Annotated in this window: 13 protein-coding genes; 12 read left to right on the top strand and 1 reads right to left on the bottom strand. The window is 66.3% G+C overall.

Translation table 11 applies throughout. The annotated features are described in order from the left end of the window. Positions 1 to 244 precede the first annotated feature (244 nt). From ACS5PK_RS00205 to ACS5PK_RS00175, 7 genes are all read left to right on the top strand, one after another. Complete coding sequence (locus tag ACS5PK_RS00205; RefSeq protein ID WP_439438271.1) at positions 245 to 1,153, top strand: flagellin N-terminal helical domain-containing protein; 909 nt, start codon at positions 245 to 247, stop codon at positions 1,151 to 1,153. 349 nt (positions 1,154 to 1,502) lie between these two features. Continuing rightward, a complete protein-coding gene (locus tag ACS5PK_RS00200) occupies positions 1,503 to 2,417 on the top strand; it encodes a flagellin N-terminal helical domain-containing protein (RefSeq protein WP_439438270.1) in 915 nt (304 codons plus the stop codon). 307 nt (positions 2,418 to 2,724) lie between these two features. After that, the gene (locus tag ACS5PK_RS00195) at positions 2,725 to 3,639 is read left to right on the top strand and encodes a flagellin N-terminal helical domain-containing protein (RefSeq protein ID WP_439438269.1); all 915 of its coding nucleotides are present in this window, start codon (positions 2,725 to 2,727) and stop codon (positions 3,637 to 3,639) included. A gap of 152 nt (positions 3,640 to 3,791) precedes the next feature. Further along, positions 3,792 to 5,195 carry a flagellar filament capping protein FliD gene (gene fliD, locus ACS5PK_RS00190; RefSeq protein WP_439438268.1) on the top strand — a complete coding sequence of 468 codons (1,404 nt, stop codon included), beginning with the start codon at positions 3,792 to 3,794 and terminating at the stop codon, positions 5,193 to 5,195. Positions 5,196 to 5,369: 174 nt separating this feature from the next. Then, complete coding sequence (gene fliS / locus ACS5PK_RS00185; RefSeq protein WP_439438267.1) at positions 5,370 to 5,801, top strand: flagellar export chaperone FliS; 432 nt, start codon at positions 5,370 to 5,372, stop codon at positions 5,799 to 5,801. Positions 5,802 to 5,855: 54 nt separating this feature from the next. Further along, a complete protein-coding gene (locus ACS5PK_RS00180; protein ID WP_183105270.1) occupies positions 5,856 to 6,155 on the top strand; it encodes a flagellar protein FliT in 300 nt (99 codons plus the stop codon). A 20-nt stretch (positions 6,156 to 6,175) separates the two neighbouring features. Continuing rightward, on the top strand, positions 6,176 to 6,988 hold the full coding sequence (locus ACS5PK_RS00175) for a flagellar brake protein (RefSeq protein WP_439438266.1): 813 nt from the start codon (positions 6,176 to 6,178) through the stop codon (positions 6,986 to 6,988). A 34-nt stretch (positions 6,989 to 7,022) separates the two neighbouring features. On the opposite strand, the gene fliE is transcribed toward ACS5PK_RS00175, so the two are convergent. Beyond that, positions 7,023 to 7,346, bottom strand: coding sequence for a flagellar hook-basal body complex protein FliE (fliE, locus tag ACS5PK_RS00170; RefSeq protein WP_439438265.1), 324 nt, complete (start codon positions 7,344 to 7,346; stop codon positions 7,023 to 7,025). A gap of 224 nt (positions 7,347 to 7,570) precedes the next feature. Here fliE and fliF point away from each other — a divergent pair, with 224 nt between their 5' ends. The 5 genes from fliF to fliJ all read left to right on the top strand — a co-directional run bounded on the left by fliF (position 7,571) and on the right by fliJ (position 13,212). Next, a complete protein-coding gene (fliF, locus tag ACS5PK_RS00165) occupies positions 7,571 to 9,271 on the top strand; it encodes a flagellar basal-body MS-ring/collar protein FliF (protein ID WP_439438264.1) in 1,701 nt (566 codons plus the stop codon). 180 nt (positions 9,272 to 9,451) lie between these two features. After that, positions 9,452 to 10,447: a flagellar motor switch protein FliG gene (gene fliG, locus ACS5PK_RS00160; RefSeq protein ID WP_439438263.1), complete on the top strand. Its 996-nt coding sequence runs from the start codon at positions 9,452 to 9,454 to the stop codon at positions 10,445 to 10,447. A 41-nt stretch (positions 10,448 to 10,488) separates the two neighbouring features. Next, on the top strand, positions 10,489 to 11,271 hold the full coding sequence (locus tag ACS5PK_RS00155; protein WP_439438262.1) for a FliH/SctL family protein: 783 nt from the start codon (positions 10,489 to 10,491) through the stop codon (positions 11,269 to 11,271). Then, positions 11,268 to 12,704 carry a flagellar protein export ATPase FliI gene (fliI, locus tag ACS5PK_RS00150; RefSeq protein WP_439438261.1) on the top strand — a complete coding sequence of 479 codons (1,437 nt, stop codon included), beginning with the start codon at positions 11,268 to 11,270 and terminating at the stop codon, positions 12,702 to 12,704. The genes ACS5PK_RS00155 and fliI overlap by 4 nt, the downstream gene beginning before the upstream one ends. A gap of 34 nt (positions 12,705 to 12,738) precedes the next feature. Next, positions 12,739 to 13,212 (top strand): flagellar export protein FliJ, encoded by a 474-nt coding sequence (fliJ, locus tag ACS5PK_RS00145; RefSeq protein ID WP_439438260.1) that lies wholly within the window; start codon positions 12,739 to 12,741, stop codon positions 13,210 to 13,212. Positions 13,213 to 13,243: the final 31 nt, after the last annotated feature.

Here is a 13,243-nt window from a genome sequence, read left to right as displayed (position 1 = left end):
AGTTCCGACCAGGGGGCTCCGATAGCCATTCCAACGGGTCTGGAAACAGGTTCGTGGTCCGGTTAGGAGGCCGAGAACGGGCACCTCGATGGCAAGACGAGGTACCGGCTTCAACGGTTGACTAGCGCCGGGCGGTGCAAGCACACAGGTTCGCCTGTGGATTTGCAAGCACGGGTGTCAGTACCCGGGCACCCGAGTCACGTCGGCGCTAAGCCGGGGTTCTTCAAGCTGAAAGGAGCACATCATGCCCGCCGTCATCAATACCAATTTGCTGTCGCTGAACGCACAGCGCAACGCCAACACCGCGCAGTCCGCACTGGCTGCGTCCATGCAGCGCCTGTCCTCGGGCCTGCGAGTCAACTCCGCCCGTGACGATGCCGCCGGTCTGGCCATCGCGGAACGCATGAATTCCCAGGTCAAGGGGATGAATGTGGCCATCCGCAATGCCAACGACGGCATCTCCCTGGCACAGACGGCTGAAGGCGCGCTGGGCAAGGTCAATGACATGCTGCAGCGCATGCGTGAACTGGCCGTGCAGTCCGCCAACGGCACCAACAACACGGATGACCGCACCGCACTGAACAACGAGTTCTCGCAACTGCAGAGCGAAATCACCCGCCTGACCAACAACACCACGTTCAACGGCCAGGCCACCCTGACCACCACGACCTCGTTCGACTTCCAGGTGGGCGCCAATGCCACCAGCAATGACATCATCTCGATCACCGGCTTGAACATGCTGGGCACGGCCACTGCCGCCGGCAAGAACGACGGCGCGCTGGCCGAGGTGACCAACACCACCAACACGGACATCCTGGCCGTGGGTGCTGCAGGCACTGGCACCACCTTCGACGTCTATGCCAGCGGCACCAAGGGCGCGCTGGACTCGGTGGCCAAGATCGACCTGGCCATCGCCCAGGTGAACGTGGCACGTTCGACCTTCGGTGCAGCGCAAAACCGCATCGATGCTGCGATCTCCAGCCTGCAGGTCTCGGTGGAGAACCAGTCGGCCGCACGCAGCCGCATCATGGACGCTGACTACGCCATGGAAACCGCCAACCTGAGCCGCGCGCAGATCCTGCAGCAGGCCGGCACGGCGATGATCGCCCAGGCGAATCAGACGCCCCAGCAAGTGCTGTCGCTTCTTCGATGACCCTGGGCCAGCCCCGCTGGCCCTGAGCTCCAACGCTGCGACGACCGTCGAGGTCAAAGGGCAAAGCCCGCCAGCGCAAACACCCTAATTGGCCGCCAATCACCCCGCTTTTCAGGTGATTGAGCGGCCCCTCTTTTCAAGGTCTGACCTCAAGCGCATCCCCCTCAGTCCGATAACCCTCTCAACGGGTCCCAGCTCGTTGGCGACAAGCGACAGCGGCCACCGCCTCTCCCCCGAGAGCGCACCAGGCCGGCAGCGCAGGCATACCGCCCGCACTGCCACTGAAGCGGCCGCAACGCTGGTCTGCTTGGGCTCGGTTTCCATTCATCGGTACTGAAAGGATCGCGTCATGCCTCAAATCATCAACACCAATCTGCAATCGCTCAACGCACAGCGCAATCTGTCGATGTCGCAGAACTCGCTGTCTGTCAGCATGCAGCGCCTGTCGTCGGGCCTGCGGGTCAATTCGGCCAAGGACGACGCCGCCGGCCTGGCCATCGCCGAACGCATGAACACCCAGGTGCGCGGCATGACCGTGGCCATCCGCAATGCCAATGACGGCATCTCGATGGCGCAGACGGCAGAAGGCGCACTCGGCAAGATCGGCGACATGCTGCAGCGCATGCGGGAGCTGGCCGTGCAATCCGCCAACGGCACCAACAACCAGACTGACCGCGAAGCGCTGAACAACGAGTTCACCCAGCTGCAGAGCGAGATCACCCGGCTGGCCGCGAACACCTCCTTCAACGGGCAGCCCGTGCTGACAGGCACCACCGGCTTCACCTTCCAGGTGGGCGCCAACGCCACCACCAACGACCAGATCACCATTGTGGGCGTCGACATCACCGGCACCACCACCAGCGCCGGCACCAATGCCGCCGCCCTGGCCGAGGTGATCAACACGACCAACACCGACATCCTCAACGTTGGTGCGGCCGGCACGGGCGCCACCTTTGACGCCTACACCGGCGCCACCATCGGCGCGCTGGACGCCATGGCCAAGATCGACCTGGCGCTCTCGCAGGTCAACACGGCCCGCTCGACCTTCGGTGCGGCCCAGAACCGCTTCGATGCGGTGATCTCCAGCCTGAACGTCTCAGTGGAAAGCCAGACGGCGGCACGCAGCCGCATCATGGATGCCGACTACGCTTCGGAGACCGCCAACCTCAGCCGCGCCCAGATCCTGCAGCAGGCCGGCAACGCCATGGTCTCCCAGGCCAACCAGCTTCCTCAGCAAGTGCTGTCGCTGCTGCGCGGCGGCTGAAGCCCGCGCAGGCAGGCGCACGGCAAAAGGGGGCAGCGCCTCGCCAGCGGCGGGGTGCTGCCTTTTGTTTTGGGCGTGGTTTCGCCCCTTTATCGAGTCTTTGGAGACACACGAGCACTTTCAGAATTCGTCCAACACGTCAGGAATTCCCGGCGTGGATTCCGGAGCCCTCCGGATCGCAGTCAGGTTCAGTTCCGGCCTGATGCTTTTCGCGGGGCGACTCCGAAGGCATCGTCCTTGAGCGCAGACAGCGCATGGATGGCGCCCTCGAGGTCCGAACCCTCCGGCAATTTGCAGGAGTGCTCAAATGCCCCAGACCATCAATACCAACATCGCCTCGTTGAATGCGCAGCGCAACCTGAACATGTCTCAGGGGATGCTGAGCGTCGCGATGCAACGACTGTCCTCCGGCCTGCGAGTGAACTCGGCCAAGGACGACGCCGCCGGCCTCGCGATTGCGGAACGCATGAACACGCAGGTCCGGGGCATGACGGTGGCCGTGCGCAATGCCAATGACGGCATTTCGCTGGCGCAGACGGCGGAAGGCTCGCTTGGCAAGATCGGCGACATGCTGCAGCGCATGCGGGAGCTGGCCGTGCAGGGCGCCAACGGCACCAACAATGTGGATGACCGCTCCGCGCTGAACAATGAGTTCCTGCAGCTGCAGACCGAAATCGGACGGCTGGTGCGCAACACCACCTTCAACGGCTCGCAGATCCTGACCGGTGCGGCGACGACCTACACCTTCCAGGTGGGCGCCAATGCGACCACGGACGACCAGATCCAGGTCGCCGTCGCCGACATGCTGACCACCACCACGGCCGCCGGCAAGAACGACGGTGCGCTGGCGGCTGTGATCGACGCCACCACGACCGACATCCTGAACCTGGGCGCAGCGGGCACGGGCGCGACCTTCGATGTCTATGCTGGTGGCACGCAGGGCGCCCTGGACTCGCTGGCCAAGATCGATCTGGCGCTGGCACAGGTCAACCTGGCCCGGTCCACCTTCGGCGCCACGCAGAACCGCTTCGACGCCGTGATTGCCAATCTGCAGGTCGCGGTGGAGAACCAGGCTGCTGCCCGTAGTCGCATCATGGATGCCGACTATGCCCAGGAAACCTCCAGCCTCTCCCGGGCGCAGATCCTGCAGCAGGCCGGCAACGCCATGGTGGCGCAGGCCAACCAGCTCCCGCAGCAGGTGCTGCAACTGCTGAAGGGTTGAACGACCAGACGGCAGCCTGCAGGCCGAGGCGGTTTCCCGATGCGTTCGGGAGACGGTCTCGGCCTGCGGGCGCTGAAAAACGCAAAAAGCCCTAAAGTTCAGCCCGGCCCTGCCGAAGAGGGCTTGGGGCAGTGTCTTTTTGAGAGGATGCCATGGCGAGCATTACTTCAGTGGGTATCGGCAGCGGCTTGAATGTCGAGGACATGATCTCGAAGCTGATGTCCGTCGAACAGACACCGATCACCAACATCAAGAAGGCCTCGGCCGGCTTGCAGACCAAGATCTCGGCCTATGGGCAGTTGCAGGCCGCGATGTCCGCGATGCAGACCGCCGCCCAGAAGCTGAGCGATCCGGCCACCTGGACAGCCTCCGGCACCACCAGCTCGGACAACAGCGTGGTCTCCGTCTCCGGCCTCAACGCCGGCACGCAAAGCCATGTGATCACCGTCAGCCAGCTCGCCACAGCCCAGAGCGTGGCCAGCGGCGTGTTCACCAGCGGCACCAGCACCGTGGGCGAAGGCACACTGACCATCGCGCTGGGCAGTTGGGAAGGCGACCCACCGGTGTTCACCGGCAAGTCGGGCAGCAGCTCGATCAGCGTCAACATCACGGCCACGGACACGCTCAACAGCATTCGCGACAAGCTCAACGCTGCCAATGCCGGCGTCGTGGCCAGCGTGGTCAGCGACGCGGCGGGCACCCGCCTGGTCATCCGATCGCGCGACAGCGGGCAGACCAACGGCTTCCGCATCAGCGCCTCGGACCCCAGTCTGGCCGCCCTCAGCTACGAAGGCCCTGACACGGGCGGCATGAGCCTCAAGCAGACGGCCGGCAATGCCACGTTCAACATGGATGGACTGGACCTCAGCTCTGAATCCAACACGCTCAGCACGGTGGCCGACGGCCTCACGCTGACGCTGCTGAAGACCAGCACCACGGCCGTCAACGTCGGCAGCAACACGGACACCGCCGCCATCAAGAAGTCCATCCAGGACTTCGTCAGCGCCTACAACGGCCTGATGAACCTGATGCGCGACCAGACCAAGTACGACTCCGCCACCAAGACCGCGGGCTCCCTGCAGGGCGACGCCAAGGCCATCTCTCTGCAGCAGATGCTGCGCAACGTCAGCGGCGGCTCGACCACGCTGGGCGGCGCCTTTGCGCGGCTGGCCGACATCGGGCTGGACCCCGGCCAGAACGGCACGCTCACCGTCAATAGCGCCAAGCTGGACAAGGCCCTGGGCAACCTGGGTGACCTCAAGCGCTTCTTCGGCGCGGTGGACGTGGCCGACGCCAGCCACAACGGCTTTGCGAAGAAGTGGAACGACTTCGCCAGCAAGACCCTCGGCTCGGACGGTGCCATCTCCGTGGGCCAGACCGGCCTGCAAAAGCGCATCAAGGACAACGACAAGCAGATCGCCTCCTTGCAGGACCATCTGGCGCTGATGGAGAAGCGCCTGCGTGCCCAGTACACCGCCCTGGACACCAAGATGGGTCAGCTCAATGGCCTCTCGGCCTACGTCACGCAGCAGTTCTCGAACAAGTCCTCCGGCTGACCCTACACCTGCCTCATCCACCAAGGCGCCCCTGCACGGGGCGCTTTTTTCATTCAAACTGTCCACTCGCACAAGCGCTAGTTTTCCCGTGCAATTCGTCGCGTCGCGGAGGCTCAAGTTTCCCGGCGGCAGGTCGAAAAATGTCTCAACACGGCCCAACAGAGAACTGAGCATATGTACGGCAACTCTTCCCCCTTCGCATCGCGCACGCACCGGGCCAGCGCCATGTACAGCAAGGTCGGTCTGGAAACCGATGTGCTGAATGCCAGCCCGCACCGTCTGGTGAGCCTGCTGTTCGACGGCGTGCATGACGGCATGACCCAGGCCATCGGCCACATCCAGGCCGGGAACCACGAGATGAAGAACCGCAGCCTCGGCCGCTGCGTGCGCATCCTGGACGAAGGGCTGAAGGCGGCCCTGAACCTGGAGTCTGGCGCCCTGGCCCGCGACCTGCGCGACCTCTACGCCTACCTGTGCATGCGCCTGACGCATGCCAATCTGCACAGCGACATCGCCACCATCCAGGAATGCCAGCGGCTGCTCCAGCCCATCCGTGAAGCCTGGCACACCATCGGCGATCGCAGCGAGACCAAACGAGTGGCCTGAACCATGCGCGTCAAAACCACGACAGCCCGCCCACCCAGCATTCCGGACAGCCCCATGAACACCCACCTCATCAGCTACTACGAAGCGATCGAACAGGCCAGCGCCGACATGCTCTCCGCAGCCCGCTCGGGCAACTGGGATGAAGTCGTCAAGCTGGAAGGGGCCTGCGTACTGCTGATCTCGCAGCTCAAGCATGCCGCCCAGCGCGAGCAGCTGGCGCCCGAGGAAAGCCAGCTCAAGACCCGCATCATGCAGCGCATCCTGCTCAACGACGCGGAGATCCGCCATCTGGCCGAGCCCTGGCTGGATGACCTGGATCAAGTGCTCAGCGGCAAGTTCAAGACCGTACACTGAAGACTTCGAAGCGCACCACGGTGCGCTTCTTCACATCGCCGTCCGCGCCTGCGGGCTGCCTGCTGCAACTGTTCCTCCCGCCGATGAGCCTGCCCGACACCGCCGCCCCCAAAGACCTCGACGAACAGCTGCGGGAGAACTACCGGATCAGTACCCCCGTCGAGATCGCCGCCTACCTGCGCGAGCTGATGAGCGAGCAGGCGCGCGTCTACCTGCGCAATCCCGACGGCGTGGACCTGCACACCACGCTGTGCGTGCTGGATGCCGGGAGCGGCCTTGTGGGCTTCGACCTGCCCAGCAGCAGCAGCCAGGCGGAGTCCCTGCTGGAGAGCGACGAGATCACAGCCACGGCCTACCTGGCTTCGATACGGCTGGAGTTCGAGCTGGAGCAGGCAGTGATCGTGCGCGATGGCGGCAGCAGCGTGCTGCGCGCCGCCCTGCCCCGGCGCCTGTACCGCTTCCAGCGGCGCCAGACCTTTCGGGTCCAGCCGACCGGGGTCACCTACCCCCTGCTGCAGCTGCGCCACCCGGAGTTGGGCGAACTGCTGCGCCTGCGCGTGCTGGACGTGAGCATGGGGGGCCTGGGCCTGCTGCTGCCGGGCGACCAGCCCGAGCTGCCGCCCAATCTGGACCTGGGCGGTTGCGTACTCGAACTGGACCGCGACACGCGCCTGGAAGTGGGCCTGCGCCTGCTGCACGTGACCCAGCATGCCGAAGTCCAGAGCGGGCGCCACCTGGGCTGCTCGTTCCAGGCCCTGGCACCGGACACCGCGCGGGCCCTGCAGCTCTACATCGACCAGACCCAGAAGCGGCGCCGCCAGATGCGGCTGTGAGTGCCGGCCCGGTGCGCCCGCGGGATGCGGGCGGCTAGACCTGCATGTTCATGATTTCCGAGTAGGCCGAGACCAGGCGGTTGCGCACCTGCAGCGTGGCCTGGAAGCCGATCTGGGCCTTCTGCATGGCCACCATGGTCTCTTCCAGGCTGACGGCGGGATTGTCCAGCTGCACCTCGCGCTGCAGGCGCTGGGCTTCGTTCTGCTGGGTGCTCACCGACTGCATGGCCTTCACCATGGCATCGCCGAAGCTGGCGCCACCCGCGGCGCGCGTCTGCGCCACCGGCTGGCCGTTGCTGCTCATGCCTGCACGGGCGACGGCAGCTGCGAAATCGAAGGGGCGAAGCTTGAGGTCCATGGCATCTCCCGGAGCTAACGGTGCCATCCGGGCCAGCAGAGGCCCGGATGCAGGACACGGTCCCGCTCTTCAGGTGGGGAAATGCTAAGGCGCACGCCAAAGGACAAAGGCGTGAACTGAGCGCGCTTTGTCGGCCTCATTTCGCCTTTCTTGAGGGGGAAATGACAAAAAAATCCTGGTCATTGGTGCGGGAACCCTGCACCCTTGCATAGCCCGCACCTGCCATGGACAACGCCCTCACCGCCCCTACCGCCGTCACCCTGGAGCCCATCCCGGCCCAGCCCGCAGGCCAGCAGGGCCTGGCCGAGCGCCTGGTGGCCATGCCCGCCCGCAGCAAGCTGGGCCTGGGTCTGGGCCTGGCCGCGCTCGTGGGCGTGGTGCTCGCCATGAGCCTGTGGTCTTCGCAGGGTGACTTCCGCCCCGTCTTCACCGGCCTGTCGGACAAGGACGGCGGCGCCGTCATCGCCCAACTGGCCCAGATGCAGGTGCCCTACAAGAACGAACCCGGCGGCACCATCCTCGTGCCGGCCAGCCAGGTCTACGACGTGCGCATGAAGCTGGCCTCAGCCGGCCTGCCCAAGGGCTCGGTGGTGGGATTCGAGCTGATGGACAAGCAGTCCATCGGCCAGACGCAATTCAACGAGCGTCTGAACTTCCAGCGTGCGCTGGAGGGTGAGTTGACCCGCACCATCACCGCCATGGCCGACGTCGCCGATGCACGCGTACACCTGGCCATGCCGCAGCAGAATGGCTTCTTCCGCGAGCAGCAAAAGCCCAGCGCCTCGGTGATGCTGACCTTGCGTGGCGGCCGCACCCTGGACCGCGCCCAGGTCGCCGGCATCGTGCACCTGGTCTCGGCCTCGGTGCCCGAGCTCAATCCCAAGGCCGTCAGCGTGCTGGACAGCACCGGCGCCCTGCTCTCCAACCCCGGTGACAACGGCTCCGGCCTGGACAGCCAGCAACTGCAGTACAAGCAGCAGATAGAGGCCAACCTCCACAAGCGCATCTACGAGCTGCTGGAGCCGGTGGTGGGCCGCGAGAACCTGCGCGCCACCGTCACCGCTGACGTGGACTTCTCGCAGGTCGAGTCCACCGCCGAGGAATACAAGCCCAACCAGGGTGCCAATGCCAGCAGCGCCATCCGCAGCCAACAGACCCAGGAGTCCACCAACGCAACAGCGGCTCAGCCCTCTGGCGTGCCCGGTGCTGCCACCAACCAGCCACCGGTGCCGGCCACCGCGCCCATCAACGGCGCCTCCGCGCCCCTGCAGACTGCAGGCGGAGCCGGCAGTGGCCAGCAGAGCAGCCGGCGCGAGGCCGTCACGAACTACGAGCTGGACAAGACGGTCCGCGTGACCCGCAACGCCACGGGTGTCGTGCGCCGGCTCAATGCAGCGGTCGTGGTCAATCACCGCAGCAGCACCGACCCCAAGGGCAAGGTCACGTCAGTGCCCGTGTCCCAGGAAGAACTCGACAAGCTGACCGCCCTCGTCAAGGAAACCATGGGCTTCAGCCAGGACCGCGGCGACTCCGTGCGCGTGGTGTCCGCGCCCTTCGTGGTCGAGAAGGTCGACAGCACCGAGCTGCCGCTGTGGAAGCAGCCCTGGGTGCTGGACATGGTGCGCGCTGGCGCCGTGCCCGCAGCCCTGGTGCTGGTGGCCCTGATCGCCGTCTTCGGCATGGTCAAGCCCGCCATTCGCGCGGCCTATCCGCCGCCGCCGGAGGAGAAGGCCGCCGAGACCGGTGGACAGCTCAACGCCGTGGCCGACGAGACCGAACTGCTGCCTGGCGGCGACGGCCTGCCGGCCCTGGAAGCTCCAGTCAACAACGACAAACTGGAACGCGCCCGCCATCTGGCCCGCGAGAACCCCGCAGCCGTGGCCAATATCGTTCGCGCCTGGGTGAACGGCGAGGAGCCGGCATGATGTGTTTGCCCCTCGCCCGGTCTCGCCACCCTGAACGGAGCCGCCCCTGGCCGGTCCCCCGGGGGGACGACGATGCCTGCGGCATTGGGCCGCACGCATCGCCTCGGCGGGCCGGCTCGGGAGCGGCCCGGCGCTCGGCCCGAAGCAGCTTGCCCCTCGAACTGACAGGAAAGCAGCACCATGGATGACGAAGGCGTAGAACAGGCAGCCATCCTGCTGATGTCCCTGGGCGAGGAAGAGGCCGCTGAGGTTTTCAAGCACCTCGCACCGAAGGAAGTGCAGAAGCTGGGCGAGACCATCGCCAAGCTGAAGGTGGTCAAGCGCGAGCAGGTCGAGAAGGTGCTGGACAAGTTTGACGCCGTGGCCGAGACCCAGAGCATGCTGGTGAACGACACCGACGAATACGTGCGCACCGTGCTGCGCCGCGCCCTGGGCGAGGACAAGGCCAACCTGCTGCTGGACCGCATTCTCCAGGGCAGCGATGTGTCCTCCATCGAGAGCCTCAAGTGGATGGATGCCAGCTCCGTGGCCGAGTTGCTGCGCAACGAGCACCCCCAGATCATCGCGGCCATCCTCGCGCACCTGGACTTCGACCAGACCAGCTCCGTGCTCAAGCTCTTCAGCGAGCGCCAGCGCAACGAGGTGCTGATCCGCATCGCCACGCTGGACGGCATCCAGCCCATGGCCCTGAAGGACCTCAACGAGGTGATGAGCCAGATCCTGGCCGGCGGCGACCGCATGAAGAAGAGCTCGCTGGGCGGCGTGAAGACCGCGGCCGAGATCATCAACATGATGGGCTCCAGCGTCGAAGCCTCGGTGCTGGACTACATCCGCGAGGCCGACAGCGACCTGGCCCAGAAGATCATGGACAACATGTTCACCTTCGACGATCTCGAGAAGATCGACGACAAGGGCATCCAGGCCACGCTCAAGGAAGTGCAGAGCGAATCCCTGGTCGTGGCGCTCAAGGGCGCCGGGCCCGAGCTGCGCGAGAAGATCTTCCGCAACATGTCCACGCGCGCGGCAGAAACCCTGCGCGAGGACCTGGAGTCCCGTGGCCCGGTGCGCCTCTCCGAAGTCGAGGGCGAGCAGAAGGAAATCCTCAAGATCGTGCGCCGCCTGGTGGACGAAGGCCAGATCGTGCTTGCCACTGGCGGCGACGACCAGTTCCTCTGAGCCGCCGCCACCGCCCTCACCGAATGCACTGAATGTTCACCATGCCGCCTCGCCCGCCTCGCCAAGTCCCCCCGCCGGTGCGCCCCGAGGGCAGCCCGGCGCGCACCAGCCACTACAGCCGTTTCATCCCGCGCGAGGAGCTGCAGGGCTTCTCCAGCTGGAACCCGGACGCATTCCAGGGCGTGCCGGAAAGCAAGCCCACCTACACGACAGCCGCCCCCGAGGCCGCCCCGGCCGAAGCGCCGGCCGAAGCGGCCGCACCCAACCTTGAGGAGCTGCTCGGCGCCGCGCGCCAGAGCGGCTACCAGGACGGCTATCGCGATGGCATGGAGGCGCTGGACGCCTTCAAGAAGAGCTTCGCCCAGCAGATGAGTGCCCAGATCGGCGAGCTGATGCGCAGCTTCAGCGCCGACTTCGAGGACATGGAAGTCCGCATGGCCGAGACCGTGGCACGCTGCGCCATCGAGCTGGCCCGCCAGGTGCTGCGCACCGAGCTGCAGCAGCAGCCCGAGGCCATCGCCCGTGTGGCGCATGACGCCATCGAGGCCCTGCTGATCTCGGCACGCCACATCCGCGTGCGCGTGCACCCCGACGACCTGCCCCTGGTCGAGCAGGGCGCCGGGGAGGAACTCAAGGCCCGCGAGGCTCAGCTGATCCCCGATCCCGGCATCGCCCGCGGCGGCTGCAAGGTGGACTCGGACATCTCCAGCGTCGACGCCACCCTGCCCACCCGGTGGCAGCAGGTGATGGCGGCCATGGGCCAGCATTCGCTGTGGGAAGACCGGCGCGGCGGCGCCGAGTCAGAAGAGGACGGTGCCGCATGAGGAACGACAGCATCGAGCGCCTCTCGCGCTGGACCCAGTACCTGGAGGACCTGCAGGCCTTCGCCGCGGCGCCGGTGGCCCTGGAGCCTCAGGGCAAGCTGGTGCGCGTGGCCGGCCTGGTGCTGGAGGCCACTGGCGTTCGCGTGCCTGTGGGCTCGGTCTGCCAGATCCACATGCCCAGCTCTGCAGCCAATCCGCGCCGCGGCCAGGCGCCGGTCAATGCCGAGGTCGTGGGCTTCTCCGGCGACCGGGCCTACCTGATGCCCACCGACGAAGTCCACGGGCTCTCCAGCGGCGCCATGGTCGTCCCGCGGCCTGCCGCCCTGCACGGCCCCGTGCTGGGCCAGCAACGCCACCCCTGGCGGCGCGACGAGGACCGGGGCTTGCACCTGCCCATGGGCGATGGCCTGCTTGGGCGCGTGGTCGATTCGCATGGACATCCCCTGGACCGGCGCGGCCCGCTGGAGGATGTGCACCCCGAGCCCATGGTGCGACGCCCCATCAACGCCATGGACCGTGACCCGGTGCGTACACCGCTGGATACGGGTGTGCGCTCCATCAACGCCATGCTCACGGTGGGGCGCGGCCAGCGCCTGGGCCTTTTCGCCGGCACCGGCGTGGGCAAGTCCGTGCTGCTGGGCATGATGGCCCGCTACACCCAGGCCGATGTGATCGTGGTGGGCCTGATCGGCGAACGCGGGCGCGAGGTCAAGGAATTCATCGAGGACATCCTGGGCGAGGACGGACTGGCCCGCTCGGTGGTCGTCGCAGCACCGGCCGATGCCCCGCCGCTGCTGCGCATGCAGGGCGCGACCTACGCCACCGCCATTGCCGAACACTTCCGCGACCGCGGCCTGCATGTGCTGCTGCTGATGGATTCGCTCACCCGCTACGCCATGGCGCAGCGCGAAATTGCCCTGGCCATTGGCGAACCGCCGGCCACCAAGGGCTATCCGCCCAGTTGCTTCGCCAAGCTGCCGCAGCTGGTGGAGCGCAGTGGCAATGGCATGGCCGGCGGCGGCTCCATCACGGCCTTCTACACCGTGCTGTCCGAGGGTGACGACCAGCAAGACCCCATTGCTGACGCCGCACGCGGCATCCTGGACGGCCACATCGTGCTCTCCCGCGAGCTGGCCGAGGCCGGGCACTACCCGGCCATCGACATCGAGCGCTCCATCTCGCGGGTCATGAGCAATGTGGCCAAGCCCGCCCATGTGGTCTGCGCCCGCCGCTTCCGACAACTCTGGGCCAAGCACAACAAGGCCCGCGACCTGCTGCAGCTGGGCGCCTACGTGCCTGGCCACGACCATGAACTGGACCTGGCCGTGCGCCTGCATCCGGACATGGCGCAGTTGCTGCAGCAGGACATGCATCAACCGGCAGGCCTGGTGGCCAGCGTCGACCAGCTTGAAAAACTGGTCAATGTTTCCTGAAACCTGCCGATAGTCCCAAGACGGAGAAACCTTCATGAGCGCTCCCACACTGCAATCCCTGGACGTGCTGCTGGAACGTGCCGAAGCCGAGCGCGACGAGGCCCTGCGCCTCTTGCGCGATGCGGAGGCACGCGCCAGTGCCATGCGCCAGCAGCACGAGCAGCTTGCGCTCTACCGCACGGAATACCAGACACGCTGGACCCAGAGCTTCGCCCGCAGCACCACGGTGGACATCCTCAGTTGCTACCAGAGCTTCGGAGGTCGCCTGGACCAGGCCATCAGCCAGCAAGACCTGCTGAGCAGCCAGGCCGAGCAGCGCCTGGCCCTGGTCCGTGAACAACTGCGCGAACGTGAGCTTCGCGTGGCCTCGGTGCGCAAGCTGCTGGAGCGCCGCCGCCTCGAGATGCGTCGCCATCAGGAGCGCCAGGAGCAAAAGGCCACGGATGAACAGGCTGCCCGCACCCTGCGGCACGCCGGCTTCGGCACGGCCCAGCGTCTCGGCCATTGAACGCGCGCAACCGGGCGCCATCGCGGCCCAC

Source organism: Roseateles sp. DB2, from assembly GCF_051857535.1.
Lineage (GTDB): Bacteria > Pseudomonadota > Gammaproteobacteria > Burkholderiales > Burkholderiaceae_C > Roseateles_B.
The sequence above is the reverse complement of the archived record's forward strand: the minus strand, read 5'-3'. Positions and strand labels throughout refer to the sequence as shown.

Excerpts from the sequence above, each read along its gene's own strand:
- ACS5PK_RS00205 (WP_439438271.1), top strand. The coding sequence starts at position 245 with ATGCCCGCCGTCATCAATACCAATTTGCTGTCGCTGAACGCACAGCGC.
- ACS5PK_RS00200 (WP_439438270.1), top strand. The coding sequence starts at position 1,503 with ATGCCTCAAATCATCAACACCAATCTGCAATCGCTCAACGCACAGCGC.
- ACS5PK_RS00195 (WP_439438269.1), top strand. The coding sequence starts at position 2,725 with ATGCCCCAGACCATCAATACCAACATCGCCTCGTTGAATGCGCAGCGC.
- fliD (WP_439438268.1), top strand. The coding sequence starts at position 3,792 with ATGGCGAGCATTACTTCAGTGGGTATCGGCAGCGGCTTGAATGTCGAG.
- fliS (WP_439438267.1), top strand. The coding sequence starts at position 5,370 with ATGTACGGCAACTCTTCCCCCTTCGCATCGCGCACGCACCGGGCCAGC.
- ACS5PK_RS00180 (WP_183105270.1), top strand. The coding sequence starts at position 5,856 with ATGAACACCCACCTCATCAGCTACTACGAAGCGATCGAACAGGCCAGC.
- fliE (WP_439438265.1), bottom strand. The coding sequence starts at position 7,346 with ATGGACCTCAAGCTTCGCCCCTTCGATTTCGCAGCTGCCGTCGCCCGT.
- fliF (WP_439438264.1), top strand. The coding sequence starts at position 7,571 with ATGGACAACGCCCTCACCGCCCCTACCGCCGTCACCCTGGAGCCCATC.
- fliG (WP_439438263.1), top strand. The coding sequence starts at position 9,452 with ATGGATGACGAAGGCGTAGAACAGGCAGCCATCCTGCTGATGTCCCTG.
- ACS5PK_RS00155 (WP_439438262.1), top strand. The coding sequence starts at position 10,489 with ATGCCGCCTCGCCCGCCTCGCCAAGTCCCCCCGCCGGTGCGCCCCGAG.
- fliI (WP_439438261.1), top strand. The coding sequence starts at position 11,268 with ATGAGGAACGACAGCATCGAGCGCCTCTCGCGCTGGACCCAGTACCTG.
- fliJ (WP_439438260.1), top strand. The coding sequence starts at position 12,739 with ATGAGCGCTCCCACACTGCAATCCCTGGACGTGCTGCTGGAACGTGCC.